Source organism: Komarekiella delphini-convector SJRDD-AB1, from assembly GCF_014831675.1.
GTDB lineage: Bacteria > Cyanobacteriota > Cyanobacteriia > Cyanobacteriales > Nostocaceae > Komarekiella.
In genome coordinates this window covers 55,324-70,252 of record NZ_VJXY01000001.1, presented here as the reverse complement: position 1 = coordinate 70,252, position 14,929 = coordinate 55,324, and the positions used below count along the sequence as shown (strand labels likewise).

Below are 14,929 nucleotides of genomic sequence, written 5' to 3'. Positions count from 1 at the left end.
AAAACTTTTGATTTTTTGTAGCCAGCGTTTTAACGTATTCAAAATCAATGCGGCGGTAAAACTACACTAATTCAAAAAGACTTGACCATCCTTTTGAATTCTCAATACGCCTTGGTTGTTATCGAAGTTGGTTGTTTCATCTAACGAGACTGCAAGTGTACCCTCTGAGGTAGACATAGGCATAACTTTTAGTAGTCCACCATCTTGACGAACCAAAGTGATACTGATAGGGGTTGGTAGATTCCGTAAAACAAACTCTTGTCCACCTGCGAGAAATCGAGGCTGTGTATGACCAATTGCTTGATAAGAGATACCAGCATTTGTGTTATTTTTCAATCTCACATTGACTGTACCTGCTGTTGGTGTAAGAGTTGCAATTGCACTTTGCCTACTTTCTGAAAACGGTGGTTGTATAATTGAGCGTCTTCCATTCATAGGATAAACAGGAACAATAACACTCTGAGAACCAGTAGTTTGCTGTTGTCCTCCGAATCTTAAAGTTGCAGCATTTGGTGGACATCCTGCTGGAACCAAGACTCGATTACGGTGTGGTTCTTCGTAGAAAATACTAGGACAAGGGTTAATCTTAGAAGTTTGTTGCTGCGCTAATGCCGATTGAGGAATTGCAGACCAACCAACTATTAAACCTCCAAAAATTGTTCCTAATAATCCAATTTTTTTCAAAACAACATGATTTAACTTGCTGTACATAAATGCCTCCTGAAATACCTCCTGGTAATTTTTTCAATTGAATATTAGAAGAGTTACATCTGTCACTAGATGTAAAAATAAGCTAATACATACCCAGAGCAAATATCTGACTATGATTTTTGTAATAACCTAAATCTTTGAAATGTAATTTAGGTAAAGTTGAGCCGCTCAACCCAAAAAGGAGTTATGAAAAACAGACTGTATTTTGAGGTTAAGTCTTAATGGTGGAAAATTCGTGGAGAATTCAAACACCTTTCACAAATACTACTTTAGAAATAGCATTACTACTTCAATAGTAATAGCTAGCGACATGAACAAATATAGAATCGATTATTCTTCTACCCAATAGAGTAGACCAAGAGAAGTAACTCCTCCAAAAAAGTGAGCGCCAATCATGTTGACATTTGCTAACATTACAAAAATATCTAGCGAACGAATGACATTTTCCGGTTGATAAATTGCGACACCTTGAGGTTGAGCTAATGTTTTTCCTAATATGATTGCAACTGTCGCTTCCGAAGCAATAAAAGCTATTAATATACCTACTAAACTCACAATTAATCCAATTCGTAAATTTTGAATTACGTCTTCTCTCTTAGGATGGTTTTGAGAATTTGGTGTTTGTAAAAGTTTAGCTAACTTCCTATAACGGAAAGCCCAGTATACTCGAAAGCACAGCAATAAAATACCAACAATAGCTAAAAATATACCAAACCCTATGCCTGCATTGCTTGTTTGAGTAGTAATATTACGGCTAAAGGATGCTAATAACAAAGTAATGGCAGAAATACCACCTAGCAATAACTGTACCCAAAAGCTAATTTGACTTACTAAACGAAAGGTAGCAGCAAATTCTTGTTTGCTCGGTGGACGTGAAAAGGATTCTGAATTATTTAACATTTACACTTCCTAAATCAAGAGCTAACATAGCAGTCCTAAATCACTTGTGAAAATCTTTCTGTGTGTTCTCCATGTCTTTATGAATACCCTTACCGTAAGACGCTGACCTGCGGCAATGTTTAATGGAGAACGCGTCTATTGATAAAAAATAATTTTCACAAATTCAGATAGGATTACTAAACCAAGTGATTTCTAAATTAAATAAAAAAGGTGGAAAACTAGTGGAGAATAGATATTTTTTAAAAAAACTACTACTTAGGAAATAGGTTTATAAAACTATAGATAGACTAATTCTCAAGCAAAGATGCTTAAAAATTTAGGTGCTAGCGTTATTCAATTTAGAGGTAAGAATAGTTGAACTTGAAACAGTCGGTATGATTTTTAAATTTACTTTAGTTCAAGGCTGCTGCTACTTGAACAGCTAGTTTTTGAGGATTGAAAGGTTTACTGATTATGCCTCTAACGCCGAGTTGAGTAAATAAACGCTGGTCAGTTGTGCGCCCCCTAGCTGTCAGCAAAATCACAGGTATATGTTTAGTTGTTTGATTAGCCTGTAGTTGTTGAAAAGTTGTTAAACCATCCATATCAGGCATCATTACATCCAAAAGGATGGCATCGGGTTGAGATGACTGAGCTAAGAGTAATCCTTGATTACCTGAAGTAGCAGTCAACACCTTCCAGCCCCCCATTATTTCTAGACAAGTCTGAATCAATTGACGGATGTCATCTTCATCATCAATAACTAAAATTTGTTTAGTATTCATTATTATTATCTTCCTTGGAGTTTGAAATTATTATTGTTGCCTACTTCAATTTCTCCAATATCGTGAGGGGCACTGTTTAGAAATACCATATTCTTAAGGTTCATTTTCTAAGATAAAACTCGAAAGTGGAAAACTCGTGCAGAACCCTAATAAACCTATGGCATAACCAGAAGTAATAGAAAATGTGGAGATTGACGCGATGGGCTTCGTCCCGCCTTTCCTACGGAACGCTTCGCGAATGGCGATTCTCCTACGGAGACGCTACGCGATCGCAACTACAAGGTTATGGCATTGCATTCTTAAGCGTTTTACTGGCTTTACTACTGACGCTGCTTCTATGGCAGCTACACAAGCTCAATTCGATTTACCCACTGTTTTTAGCTGCTGTCATGGTTAGTTCCTGGTATGGCGGTTTAAATCCAGGATTATTAGCAACTTTTTTGTCTGCTATAGTCTGCGCCTACTTCTTTTTACCACCTTTTTATTCTCTGGCTGTGAGTGGGTTTAGTATAGTGGGTTTACTTCAGTTTGTGTTAGTAGGATTGTTGATTAGCTCACTTAACTCTGCACTACGTCAGGCGCGATCGCAAGCCCTAATTAATGCGCGAACAGCCCTACAAAATTATGAGCGTCTACGTGAAAGTCAAGACAGTCTGCGTCAAAGTGAAGAACGTTATCGCTTGTTAATAGAAGGAGTCACTAATTACGCAATTTTTATGCTAGATCCAAATGGTAAATTTACTAGTTGGAACATTGGAGCAGAACGTATTTTAGGCTATCAAGAAGCAGAAATTATTGGTCAACCTTTTGAGTTGATTTTTTCACCCGAAGCAATTGAGCGTGGACAACCACAACAAGCATTGAGACAAGCCATAACTGAAGGTTTTTCGCGGGAAAATCGTTGGCATATCCGCAAAGATGGGACATTTTTCTGGGCGCATTGTGTAATCACACCTTTACGAGATGAAAATGGAAATCTGCGCGGCTTCTCTAAAATCATGCAAGATATTACTGAGCGCAAACAAGCCGAGGAAGAAAAAGAGCAACTGCTGCTGCGAGAACAAGCTGCACGCGCCGTTAGCGAAGCGGCACAAAGTGCAGCAGAAGCGGCAAATCGTTCCAAGGACGACTTTTTGGCAATAGTTTCTCATGAATTACGTACTCCTATGACTGCAATTATCGGTTGGGCGGGGATGTTGCAAACGGGTGCGTTAGATAACGCTAGAGCAAATCTCGCGCTGGAGACAATTGAACGCAATGCTAATTTGCAAATGCAACTTATTGAAGACTTACTTGATATTTCACGTATTGTTAGAGGAGAGCTTTCACTCTCCATTGGCTTGGTAGATTTAGTGGAAGTGATTACAGCCGCAATTGAAGTTGTACAATCACTGGCTGATGCTAAAGATATTCAAATTGAATCTATACTTGATACTTCAAGAAAAAAAATTTGGGGCGACTCAGACCGCTTGCAACAAGTTGTGTTAAATCTACTCACCAATGCGATCAAATTTACACCCAACGGCGGACGAATTGAGGTGCGGTTGTCAAAGGGATTGGGTATTGGGGAAAATTTTCCTCAATACCCAATCTCTAACTATGCTCAAATTCAAGTGAGTGATACAGGCCAGGGTATCAGTGCTGACTTTTTACCGCACGTATTTGAGCGCTTTTGCCAAGCAGATAGTAGCCATACTCGGTCAAATAAAGGACTGGGTTTAGGGCTGGCGATCGCACATCATGTGATAGAACTGCATGGTGGCACAATCCAAGCCCAAAGCCAAGGAATAGGGCAAGGAGCAACATTTACAGTCAAGTTGCCCGTTTTAGAAGAAAGTAGACGAGCAGAGGAGCAGGAGAGAATAACTGACACTCCACCCTCATCTCCCCAATTTCTAGTCCCCATTGCCCCTTATCCCCAAAGGGGGCCCCGAGTTCCCCAGCCTTTAGTCCCCAGCCCTCTTACTGGCTTGCAAGTGCTAGTTGTAGATGACGAGGCGGATGTGCGGCAGTGGATTACCGTAGTACTCGAAGAGTGTGGAGCGGAAGTTACTGCTTTTAGCTCTACAAGGCAGGCACTTCAGGCACTAGAAGAATTACATCCAGATGTGTTAATCAGCGACATTGGAATGCCAGATGAAGATGGCTACGCGCTGATACGTAAAATCAGAGAACTTGAACCAGAGCTAGGCGGAGGCATTCCTGCTGTTGCACTAACAGGGTACGCCAGAGTAGAAGATTACAGAAAAGCATTAGCAGCAGGATTTCAGCTACACGTAGCGAAACCAGTTAGAGCCGCTGAGCTAATTGCAGTTGTTGCCAGCCTGGGTAAAATGTCTGGTAAACTTTAAGATGTTTTAACTTTTCACTGATAAGATTAAATGCAATCTATAGGACTCATATTTGATTTTTGAAATCCACGTAAGGTGCTTTATGCCTCATGATCAGTAAGGTGTTAGATTTGATTTTAATAATTAAATTTTACCAATACCAAATGTGTAGCATCTTAATATATAACTCACATATTGTAGTTTAATTAGTAACAATTAAATATGTGCTTAACTTTTTAGCTTTCAGAGTCAGCAAAAATAATGTAAAACACATATAGCTGGGTTTAACTAACCCTTTGATAGATGTCAGATTAATCCGAAAAGATATAAAAGTATCAAGGATATTCAATTTGTGGATATTGCTATTTGCTAATGGAGTGTTTCGATGAGCAAGTATTCAGCATGAGAATTCTTTTAGTAGAAGATGATAATTCGCTTGCTCAAGCTTTGGCAACAGTTCTAACTAAACAAAATTATGTAGTTGATATTGCTGCTGATGGTGAAGCCGGTTGGGAGTTGGTAAGTGTTTGTAAGTATGACCTGATTTTATTAGATATCGTTCTGCCGAAGCTGGATGGCATAAGTCTTTGTCGGCAACTACGGCAAGAAGGCTATCAAATGCTGATTCTTCTTTTAACAGCAAAAGATACTGAAACTGATAAAGTTATCGGTTTAGATGCCGGAGCCGATGACTATGTAGTTAAACCATTTGACTTTCAAGAGTTATCAGCGCGGATTCGTGCTTTACTACGTCGGGGAAATACTGCTTTACCTCCAGTTTTAGAATGGGGAAGATTACGCCTTGATCCTAGTACTTGTGAGGTAACTTATGCAGACATTGCACTAAATTTAACAGCAAAAGAATTTAGTCTTTTAGACCTATTTTTACGCAATAATCAACGCATCTTTAGTCGGGGTGCAATTGTAGATCAACTTTGGAGCGCTGAAAAAGATCCACCTGAAGAAAATACGATTAAATCTCATATCAAAAGTTTACGACAGAAGTTAAAAGCAGTGGGTGCGCCCTACGATTTTATAGAAACTATTTATGGAATGGGTTATCGTTTAAAAGCTCTATATCATGAGCCAACCTCTCAGACACATGAGCCAGAAATAGATTTAAAGCAGCAGCAAATTCTACTAGCAGCCGTTGCTAAAGAACGGGAAGCTTTTAAAGCTAAGGTTGGTTCGCGCATTGCAGTATTGAAGCTAGCAGCTGATGCTTTCAGAAAAGGTACACTTGATGCTCAACTGCGGCAAAAAGCAGAGCAAGAAGCTCACAAGTTAGCTGGTTCGTTAGGTAGTTTTGGCTTTCCAAAAGGCTCGTTATTAGCTAATGAGATAGAAGATTTATTTCAAAATCAAAAATTTCTTAGCCAAGCTAAATGTTTTTACTTAGATAAGCTCTTGATGGAGTTGCAACGAGAGTTAGAAAAAAATCCTGTTGAACAAACCCAAAATCTACTATTAGTAATTAGCAGCGATCGCCAATTAGTTGAGGAATTGATAAAGGAGGCTGAAAATCAGGAACTACAAGTTAAGATTGCTACTAATCTCGCCGCCGCCAGAAGTATAATCCCATCTTTAAATCCCGATGTGGTGCTACTTGATCTTGATAGTGTGCAAGATAGCTTGCAATTAATAACAGAATTACCCCAGCGAACACCTACGATGGGCGAAACGCCAACGCCACAAATACCCGTGTTAGTTTTTACAGAACGAAATAATTTTAGCGATCGCCTAGAGATTGCACGAATTGGCGGACGTGCTTTTTTGCAAAAATCCATGCCTCCTAACGAAATTTTGGAGTCAGTGACTCAAGTTTTACAGCAACCTCGTATTAATAAAGCGAGAATCATGGTTGTAGACGATGATTCACAGACATTAACTGTTATAAAACAATCTCTAGAAAATTTAGGACTTACTCTAAAAACTCTTAAAAACCCACGCTACTTTTGGGATACTCTAACAGAATTTTCCCCAGATTTGCTAATTTTAGATGTAGAAATGCCTCACATCAATGGTATTGAACTTTGTCAAGTAGTGCGTAACGATCCGTACTGGAAATTTTTACCAGTACTTTTTCTAGTTGATAATTTACAAGCAGATATTGTTGAGCAAATATTTGCGATCGGTGCTGATGATTGTGTGAGCAAACCTATTGTAGACTCACAACTGATTGCCCGTATTTTAAACCGTCTGGAGCGGATTAAATTAATTACTGGCTTAAAATTAAAACCTTAAAAAATTCCAGTGAGCTAAGAAGGGAATAAAATCAATCCAGCTAGAGTAATCAAAGAGTAATGTAGTTGCTGAATAAAAAACCAGCTATAAAATACCTAAATTATATCGGAAGGTAGATATAACACTACTCTTCAAAAATCTGTCTTTTAGTGGCTTTTTTAATATAGTAATACAGCTAATTTTAAATAACTAAAGTCAGCACAATCACTGAAAATATTAAAAATCGGAGGATGCATTGTGCGATTCGGACAATTAATTGGGTTTCTTGCTCTTGTTATATCTCTTTACATTTTATGGCAAATTCGGCAAATACTTTTAGTGATATTTGCAGCGGTGGTTTTAGCTACAGTTCTAAATCAATTAGTGAGCTTTTTTCAAAGATTTCGTATCAAGCGAGGAATTGCAGTTACCATATCAGTTATTCTTTTATTGATCGTTTTGTTCGGTTTTTTTGCACTGATTGTACCGCGTCTTATTGACCAATTGCAACAATTTGGTAATATTATGCCTATGGCGCTAGAACGGTTGCGATCGTGGAACAACTGGTTACAAAATGTAATTCCTGACCAACTATTAGAAAATATTCAGGGACTTAGGTATCTGACTCAAGGTTTACAAGATTGGTTAAATCGGCTAATAAACAACTTTTTTAGCTTGGTCAGTAGCTCGCTTTCTATTATTTTAGGTTTGTTGCTTTTTATAGCTCTCACCATCATGTTATTAGCCAATCCCTTGCCCTATCGGCAGGGATTTATAATGCTATTTCCTGCCTTTTATCGTCGGCGAGTTGATGACATTCTAAATAAGTGTGCAATCTCGTTGACTGGCTGGATAAAAGGCACGCTTCTTACTATGCTGGTCATTGCAACATTGAGCTATATTGGACTCTTGATTTTGGGAATACCATTGCCATTAGTCAATGCTATTTTGGCAGGATTATTAGAATTTATCCCAAATGTTGGGCCAACCTTAAGTGTGATTCCACCTGCACTGCTAGCATTAAGTGAAGAACCTTGGAAAATTGCCGCTGTTATAGCTTTGTACTTTGGAATTCAACAGGTTGAAAGTCTAGTTATAGTGCCTTTAGTGATGAAAAGCCAAGCATCTCTTTTGCCAGCAGTTACTTTAGTAGCAGTAGTCTTTTTTGGCAGCTTCTTCGGTTTTTTAGGTGTGTTTCTGGCTGTTCCGTTAGTAATTGTCTTTCAGACTTGGATTAAAGAAGTTTTGGTCGAGGATGTACTCAACAACTGGCATGAAAATAAAAACAATAATCACGAACAAAAAGTAATAACTGTGGTAAATAGCAAGTCTGAATCATCTGTTGAAAACAGTTAATAAGTCAGGTAGTAATTACCTACCTGACAAACTTAAGACTGGGTATTATTTGGAGATGGCAGTGGTTCAGGTTTTACTGTAAATTGTAAGTTCTGTCCGTTGCGTAGCACTTGGATTTGTAAGTTATTGTTTAAGCCATTCTTTTCGAGAATCTGCTGAACTTCTTCAGATGGGGTGATGGATTGATTGTTAATTATTTGAATAACATCTCCTGGGCGCAGTCCGACTCTTGCAGCAGGAGAATTAGGGATAACGCGAACAACAAGAATTCCTTGCTCTGCTAAAATGCGGACGTTACTGTTGGGATAATTATTGATTCTCTGTTTGACTTCTGGTGTTAGTGTTAGCATTTGAAGACCTAAGTAAGGATATTCAACTTTGCCTTGAGTAATTAATTGCTGGGCAATTCGTTGAGCTGTATCTATAGGAATAGCAAAGCCAATACCTTCAGCACCTTGAATAATTGCAGTGTTGACACCTATCACTTGGCCACGAGCATTTAAGAGTGGCCCGCCTGAATTTCCGGGGTTAATTGCTGCGTCAGTTTGAATATAGCTACTAGGTCTAGTGGAAAGATTTAAGGAACGGTTAATCGCACTAATAACACCTACTGTTACTGTTTGTTGTAAACCTAAAGGATTACCGATCGCAATCGCCCATTGTCCTGGTTTTGCAGAGTCAGGATTTGCTATTTCTACTGCTGATAAGTTATTACCAGGAATTTGCACAACTGCAACATCGCTCACCGAATCTTGGCCTAGCACTTTGCCCTCAACAGTACGACCATCAGAAAATGATACCGTCACCGTATCTGCATTGTTGACAACGTGAGCATTGGTGAGAATTCGTCCATTGGGACAATGATAAAACCAGAGCCGACACCGCGCTCTACTCGCTCTTGAGGCTGTGTAGGGAGATTTTCACCAAAAAAGCGCCGAAAGAATGGGTCATTAAATGTATCTGGTAATTGTGGTACTTCGGTTCTGATAGTTCGGGATGTATTAATTTGAACTACAGCCGATTCTACTTTTTCGACAACTGCAACTACAAAGTTGCTGTCCTCAGCAGTTGGTATAAGAGAGCGCGAGCTTTGATTCTGTAGCTGACTAACTGTAGGAGAAGGAACAGTCGAAGGAGGAACCTCTCTCGAACAACTACTCAAAAATCCTACTATTATCCCTATAAGAGATAGCAAATGAGCTGTTGATTTATTCCACAATAAGTTTTTCTCTAAATTTTCAAATTTTCTTTGATTAAACTGTCTTCGCGAATTAAATAAATTTGAGTTATCATAATTATTCTTATCATGTATATTCTGTTGTTTCATAATATCTTTCAAACCTGAAAACTTAATTTTTAAATTAAACCATTTTTCATAGTTTTTAATCTATCCTAAGTATTTAATATGTCTCAGTTTGGGAATTATTTGCTTTACGGCTTGTCCATTTTTGCAATGCCCAAAGACTAATTAAAGCTGCTAATCCAGCACCAAGAGAGTCCATAATTAAATCAATGATGGTGTCATCCAAGCTCTCAATTACTTGAGTATTAAGAATTTTACCAGCAGACCATTCCGTAACTTCCCACAAAGCACCAATAGCAATCCCAAAACTAGTAATTGTCACCAGATATAAGAGTGTATGATTCCGAAAAATATTTAACATTGAGCTATAGACTAAAAAACTGAGTGCGAGGGTAATTGCAAAAGTTGTATAAGCATGAACAATCTCGTCATAAGGCCCCGGCATACCAAATAAATTCCATACCCAACCAGTAGCATTAAGCAATGCAGCCAAGACAAACAGAAAATCAAACAAGGTGGGTAATTTATCATCTCGGACAACAAACACAAAAGATGCTATGAGGAAAAATGCTAGACCCAAAGCATTTGACCACTTTCCTTGAACTGCTGCGACTATGACAAATATTGCTAATAGAGCTTGTCCAAACCACGCAATAACTCGGAAACCTTTCCAATTCATACTTTTCATACCTAATCTAAAATAAAACTATTAATTTAAAATGCCATTTTTCTAGTTAATCCCAATCTTTAATAGTGCTGCTCTTATCTAAAGTTTTGATAACCTCGTAATACCGTTCTTGCACATCTTTGCAGTCTTGTTCTTGTGAGAGTCCCTCACGGCTATCTTGTAAAATTATGTCAGCATGATGCCGCAGGGCTGCTTGATATTTAGAATTGTTAGTGTAACTAGCAATTAAAGCTATAGCTTCTAACAAGCGAATAGTTACTGCGGCATCAGACCGCCCATACTGACGAATTTGATTAAAAGCAGCATCAGTTAGTCCCTTAAACTTTACGCTTTCGGTAATTACGCGCAGTTTATTATTATCGTAGCGATAAGGTGAAGGGAAATTCCTTTGAACGAGATGACACAATCCAGCACCTAATTGGTCAATACAGCGAATTGCAGTAAATGGGTCATTCACGGCAGGAGAGATAGCACGTAGGGCAATTTCTACTAACTGATTGATCGGAAATTCTACATCCTGCTGCTCTGTACGTTCTTTACCCAAAATAAAGGCATCATTGATTTTTTTGACCAGTTTTTGATTGACTTTTTTACCAGGAAAAACCAAGACTAAATCGCTACCTTGAACCACAAATTTTCCCGGATGAACTTTAAGGCGTACTAGCAAATTATGCTTACAAGCAATTTTCATCAATTCTTGGTCATCGATCGCTTGTAGATAACCAGTATTATTAGCTCGAATCGGTAAAGCTTCCTCCTTAAAAGACATGGGAATTTCTTCAACTCCAAGGCTATCTTCTGGTTCACCACGCCCAATTTTTTCTGGAAATAGCCGCTCAATTGCTGAATGTAAATCTGCACTAACATTTTGGATTACGTTAGATGCCTGAATTATTGTTGAAGCATGATGGATAAAATAAATCAAAACACCAATGCTAATAATTGCGAGTAAAATGCCGATTGTAACCGCAAGTTGTGGCACAAACTGGCTGTATCCATCTCCCTCTCCATGAATTGTCCGCAGTACGAGCAAGCAGTAGATGAATGTACTAATAAATGTGCCAAGTACAACCTGATTACCCGTATCCTGCATAAAATTACGCAGTAGGCGGGGGCCAAAATTGGAAGCCGCAAGCTGAAGCGCCACGATTGTAATTGAAAAAGCTGTAGCAGAAACGCTTACCATTGAACCTGCAACAGCTTCTAAGAGCGATCGCGCTCCATCTGCTCCACCAGTGTAAACCCACCAATAATCAATTTCTACCTTGCCTGTACGGTCAAGAGTGAGCATTGTAAAGGCTAAAGCAGTAGCTATCACCGCCATAACTGCTGGTATAAACCAGTAACTTGAGTGGAGCTGATCCCAAAGTTTGCTTAACTTGACGTTTCTCATTGTTTGTTAATTTGAGAATCTATTTTGCCGTTGTCATCTTGTGAGGAGCGTACTTGAGCAAGTAATCTAAGCGAATCACTGATGCGGCGAGGCTTTGGTACTTCACCTTTACCAGATGGCCAACCTTCACGCTGACGGGAGCGGTTTCCATCTGTCTCTTCGGTCTGGTCGTGGAACAGAATTTGTTGAGTTGGGAAGGGTAAATCAATGCCGTTTGCAACGAGCTTTTTCTTAATTGCAGACAACACCTTGTCCCGTGAATGAAGATCGTCTATCCGTCGTGGTGGATTAATCCACCAGCGCACGCGGATGTTAACAGTGCTTTCGGCTAGTTCCATTACCAGTACATCAGGAGCCGGATCTCTTAAAACTTCGTCTATGCTGTGCATTGCATCTAGCATCAACTGCTTGGCCACATCAATATCATCGCCGTAGCCAATGCCGACATCATACTCTAATCGGCGGTTATCAAAGGCAGTGTTGACAGTCACAGAATTAATAAACAACTCAGAGTTAGGAATGACAATCCTTCGCCCGTCATAAGTTCTGATTGTTGTTGCGCGTGTCTCGATATTTTCGACCGTTCCTTCAAAGTCTTTAAAAACAATTTGGTCATCAATTTGGAAAGGTTCAGTCAGCAGAATTAAAATCCCAGCTAAGAAGTTTTGCAAAATATCGCGGAAGGCAAAACCAATTGCAACACCGCTTATTCCCAATAGTTGTATCAAATCACCGGCTCTAAATGTAGGAATCACAATAGAAAGGGCGATAAACAACCCAATCAAAATTGTCACCCCCTGCGCTAACCTTCCCAGCACTAGTCCCAGATTTCGGGCTTGGCGACGGTTGCGAGTTAACCGCTTAACCAGTGCCTTAATTCTGCTAGCAATAAACAAAAAGAAGATGAAGACAATTAACGCTAAGACAATATTCGGTAGCAAAGCTATGAACCCGTTGATCATGCTTTGAACCTTGTCCCAAGCTGCGGAGATTTCTGCATTCATGTAGTTTCCTCACTCATTAATTTTCATCCAGGACTTACGCACGGGTAACGGAACGAACCACAGAGGACACAGCGAGAAGTCTGAGCGGAGGTTTCCGACGCTCCTACGTCACTAACGCTGCGCTATCCGTTGGCGCAGCCCGCCAAGAGCGAAAAGTTCTGCGGGAGGGTTTCCCTCCGCAGGAAACTTTTCAAGACAGGCATCAGAACTTCTAAAGACAGAGGGCACGGAGAAATCAGAGTTTCAGAGAGTTTTTGCGTAAGTCCTATCATCATTCTGAATTTTGATGCAATAGTTCTTGAATTTCTCTGCGTAATGCTGCGATTTCACCCTGAAGCACCTGAATCGATTTCGCCCCGGCTAACTCTGCTTCATCATCGTCGGCATCACGACCAATAAAGAACGTCGCTAGAGTTGCAGTGACATAGCCAAACACGGCAAACGCATATAACGCCAAGAAAAAACAAAGCACGCGTCCTTCGGGCGTTTTGGGCCAATACTCAGAACCCATTGTCGTCATGAGCATTGCTGTCCACCATAAAGCACTGCCGTAATTATGTAGCCCAGATTCATTAGGAACTTCATTTTCAAAGGCATACATCCCTGCTGCTCCTACTAAAGTAATAATCATGGTTAACGCCACAACATAACCAAACCCTCGACGGCTAATACTTGCTGAGAGAACTCGCATTCCTCGGTTCGCACGAGTCACAACTCGCAACAGTTGTAGCCCTCGCACAGCGCGTGCTGTTCGTAGTATCTTTACAACTCGGATAATCCGAAAAGTACGCAGGGCTGGCAATAGTAGAGAAATAGCTGTTAACCAGTTGCTTTTGATATAGGAAATTTTATGAGGAGCGATCGCTAATTTCAGTAAAAAATCTAATATAAAGATAATCCAGATAGTAATACTAACGGTTTGCAATAAAGGATTTAGCCCCCAGATAATCTCGATGATGAATAGTGCTAGCCATACAAAACCCAGCACCAGCATTGGAGTTTCCAGCCAATCTTCCAACTGTTGCAAAACTTCGCTACGTTCTTTTTCTAAAAGCTTTGAACTACTCATAAATGGTTTTATTGGCTACTAGCAAGGGTTTTTAGGACATTGACATCAACTAAAGGTGTGATGTTAAAATCCTGTTTCAATAAATGGGTTTGAATTGCTTGGGTGAGACGATGCCTAGGTTAGGCTGCGCCTACGCGAATTTTTTCGCTAGACAATGAGTTGACGCATTTTACCCTCTTACCGCTAACCATCTAGCTTTTTAATGCGATAACTCTACTACCCAAAGAAATATTTTTTAACTGGGGACTGGGGTAGTGACGAATTTTGATTGGGATTCAAACCCAAACCAAATTGTGAAAAAACTTTTTCCCAGTACCCAGTACCCAATCCCTAGTTCAAGATGTTGATAAAACCATTAACAAACAGACTAATAATAAACCTACTATTACCAACAAAGGTTGATTGCGTTTTATCCAATTTTTCACAGTTACGATAAAACTGTTGGTGTAACGTTGCTGTTCCAACTCTAATTTAATTTCTTCAATATTTTGGTAGAGAGTACAGTCTTTGGCGTAGGGACGTTGGGGAAAGTTGCAGGTATCATCGGCGTGATAGGTGCAGGTGTCGCACAGATACTCATCCCCAGCGGCACGGTGTAAGGGAATGCCAGGATGTCCGTAAGCTTTAAGTGTTGTGCGGCAATACGGACAACTGATAGCTTGACTATCAACGAGTTGATGGCAACGGGGACAAGATACAGTAGCCAAATTCAGCGCAAATTGGGTAAGTAAACACTTTGATTTTAGCTATTTGCGGGGAAAAAGGAGCTGTATCAAGCATTGTAATCTTAATATTCAGCTAATTTAATAAAAAACCCCTGCCTAACGATAGGGGTTTTTTACTATTCATCTATAAAACTAGTAAGCTGTTATGTATTTGAATTGCCCATTACCTCGATATTAAGGTTGACTGTTAACCGTTAACTGTCAACAGTCAACAGTTAACAACTACAAAAAGTAGTTATGCAATTTAGACGCACATTAGCTTAGCCAGATTAACCGAACTTACCAGCAGTCGAAGCAATCAAGAATGCTGCATAAGTTACGACATAGCCAACAGTAAAGTGAGCTAGACCAACTACACGCGCTTGGACGATAGATAGAGCAACGGGCTTATCTTTCCAGCGAACCAAGTTCGCTAAAGGAGTGCGCTCGTGTGCCCAAACAAGGGTTTCAATCAACTCTTGCC

At 39.6% G+C, this 14,929-nt stretch carries 11 protein-coding genes and 2 pseudogenes; 3 read left to right on the top strand and 10 right to left on the bottom strand.

What is annotated here, in order from left to right; all coding sequences use genetic code 11:
* Positions 1-66: 66 nt before the first annotated feature.
* The 3 genes from FNW02_RS00295 to FNW02_RS00285 form a co-directional block, all read right to left on the bottom strand.
* Entirely contained in the window at positions 67-711 is a 645-nt protein-coding gene (locus FNW02_RS00295) for a hypothetical protein (RefSeq protein WP_191755611.1), read from the bottom strand.
* 330 nt (positions 712-1,041) lie between these two features.
* A complete protein-coding gene (locus FNW02_RS00290) occupies positions 1,042-1,611 on the bottom strand; it encodes a DUF3611 family protein (protein ID WP_191755610.1) in 570 nt (189 codons plus the stop codon).
* A gap of 392 nt (positions 1,612-2,003) precedes the next feature.
* The gene (locus FNW02_RS00285) at positions 2,004-2,375 is read right to left on the bottom strand and encodes a response regulator (protein ID WP_191755609.1); all 372 of its coding nucleotides are present in this window, start codon (positions 2,373-2,375) and stop codon (positions 2,004-2,006) included.
* Positions 2,376-2,557: 182 nt separating this feature from the next.
* Here FNW02_RS00285 and FNW02_RS00280 point away from each other — a divergent pair, with 182 nt between their 5' ends.
* The 3 genes from FNW02_RS00280 (at position 2,558) to FNW02_RS00270 (ending at position 8,284) form a co-directional block, all read left to right on the top strand.
* Positions 2,558-4,726 (top strand): ATP-binding response regulator, encoded by a 2,169-nt coding sequence (locus FNW02_RS00280; protein WP_191755608.1) that lies wholly within the window; start codon positions 2,558-2,560, stop codon positions 4,724-4,726.
* A 381-nt stretch (positions 4,727-5,107) separates the two neighbouring features.
* Positions 5,108-6,949: a response regulator gene (locus FNW02_RS00275; RefSeq protein WP_191755607.1), complete on the top strand. Its 1,842-nt coding sequence runs from the start codon at positions 5,108-5,110 to the stop codon at positions 6,947-6,949.
* Between the two features lie 237 nt (positions 6,950-7,186).
* Complete coding sequence (locus FNW02_RS00270; RefSeq protein ID WP_191755606.1) at positions 7,187-8,284, top strand: AI-2E family transporter; 1,098 nt, start codon at positions 7,187-7,189, stop codon at positions 8,282-8,284.
* Between the two features lie 32 nt (positions 8,285-8,316).
* On the opposite strand, the pseudogene FNW02_RS00265 reads toward FNW02_RS00270, so the two are convergent.
* The 7 genes and pseudogenes from FNW02_RS00265 to psaB form a co-directional block, all read right to left on the bottom strand.
* Positions 8,317-9,611 (bottom strand): annotated as a pseudogene (locus FNW02_RS00265) (HhoA/HhoB/HtrA family serine endopeptidase).
* 73 nt (positions 9,612-9,684) lie between these two features.
* Positions 9,685-10,275, bottom strand: coding sequence for a hypothetical protein (locus FNW02_RS00260; protein WP_191755605.1), 591 nt, complete (start codon positions 10,273-10,275; stop codon positions 9,685-9,687).
* A gap of 46 nt (positions 10,276-10,321) precedes the next feature.
* On the bottom strand, positions 10,322-11,668 hold the full coding sequence (locus FNW02_RS00255) for a DUF2254 domain-containing protein (RefSeq protein ID WP_191755604.1): 1,347 nt from the start codon (positions 11,666-11,668) through the stop codon (positions 10,322-10,324).
* Positions 11,665-12,672: a mechanosensitive ion channel family protein gene (locus tag FNW02_RS00250; protein ID WP_191755603.1), complete on the bottom strand. Its 1,008-nt coding sequence runs from the start codon at positions 12,670-12,672 to the stop codon at positions 11,665-11,667. The genes FNW02_RS00255 and FNW02_RS00250 overlap by 4 nt, the downstream gene beginning before the upstream one ends.
* A gap of 271 nt (positions 12,673-12,943) precedes the next feature.
* Entirely contained in the window at positions 12,944-13,741 is a 798-nt protein-coding gene (locus FNW02_RS00245; protein ID WP_191755602.1) for an ion transporter, read from the bottom strand.
* A 335-nt stretch (positions 13,742-14,076) separates the two neighbouring features.
* A complete protein-coding gene (locus tag FNW02_RS00240; protein WP_191755601.1) occupies positions 14,077-14,448 on the bottom strand; it encodes a zinc ribbon domain-containing protein in 372 nt (123 codons plus the stop codon).
* A gap of 287 nt (positions 14,449-14,735) precedes the next feature.
* A pseudogene (psaB, locus tag FNW02_RS00235) lies at positions 14,736-14,929 on the bottom strand (photosystem I core protein PsaB); the annotation flags it as partial.

Coding starts and splice junctions, on each gene's coding strand:
- FNW02_RS00295 (WP_191755611.1), bottom strand. CDS start 711: ATGTACAGCAAGTTAAATCATGTTGTTTTGAAAAAAATTGGATTATTA.
- FNW02_RS00290 (WP_191755610.1), bottom strand. CDS start 1,611: ATGTTAAATAATTCAGAATCCTTTTCACGTCCACCGAGCAAACAAGAA.
- FNW02_RS00285 (WP_191755609.1), bottom strand. CDS start 2,375: ATGAATACTAAACAAATTTTAGTTATTGATGATGAAGATGACATCCGT.
- FNW02_RS00280 (WP_191755608.1), top strand. CDS start 2,558: ATGTGGAGATTGACGCGATGGGCTTCGTCCCGCCTTTCCTACGGAACG.
- FNW02_RS00275 (WP_191755607.1), top strand. CDS start 5,108: ATGAGAATTCTTTTAGTAGAAGATGATAATTCGCTTGCTCAAGCTTTG.
- FNW02_RS00260 (WP_191755605.1), bottom strand. CDS start 10,275: ATGAAAAGTATGAATTGGAAAGGTTTCCGAGTTATTGCGTGGTTTGGA.
- FNW02_RS00255 (WP_191755604.1), bottom strand. CDS start 11,668: ATGAGAAACGTCAAGTTAAGCAAACTTTGGGATCAGCTCCACTCAAGT.
- FNW02_RS00250 (WP_191755603.1), bottom strand. CDS start 12,672: ATGAATGCAGAAATCTCCGCAGCTTGGGACAAGGTTCAAAGCATGATC.
- FNW02_RS00245 (WP_191755602.1), bottom strand. CDS start 13,741: ATGAGTAGTTCAAAGCTTTTAGAAAAAGAACGTAGCGAAGTTTTGCAA.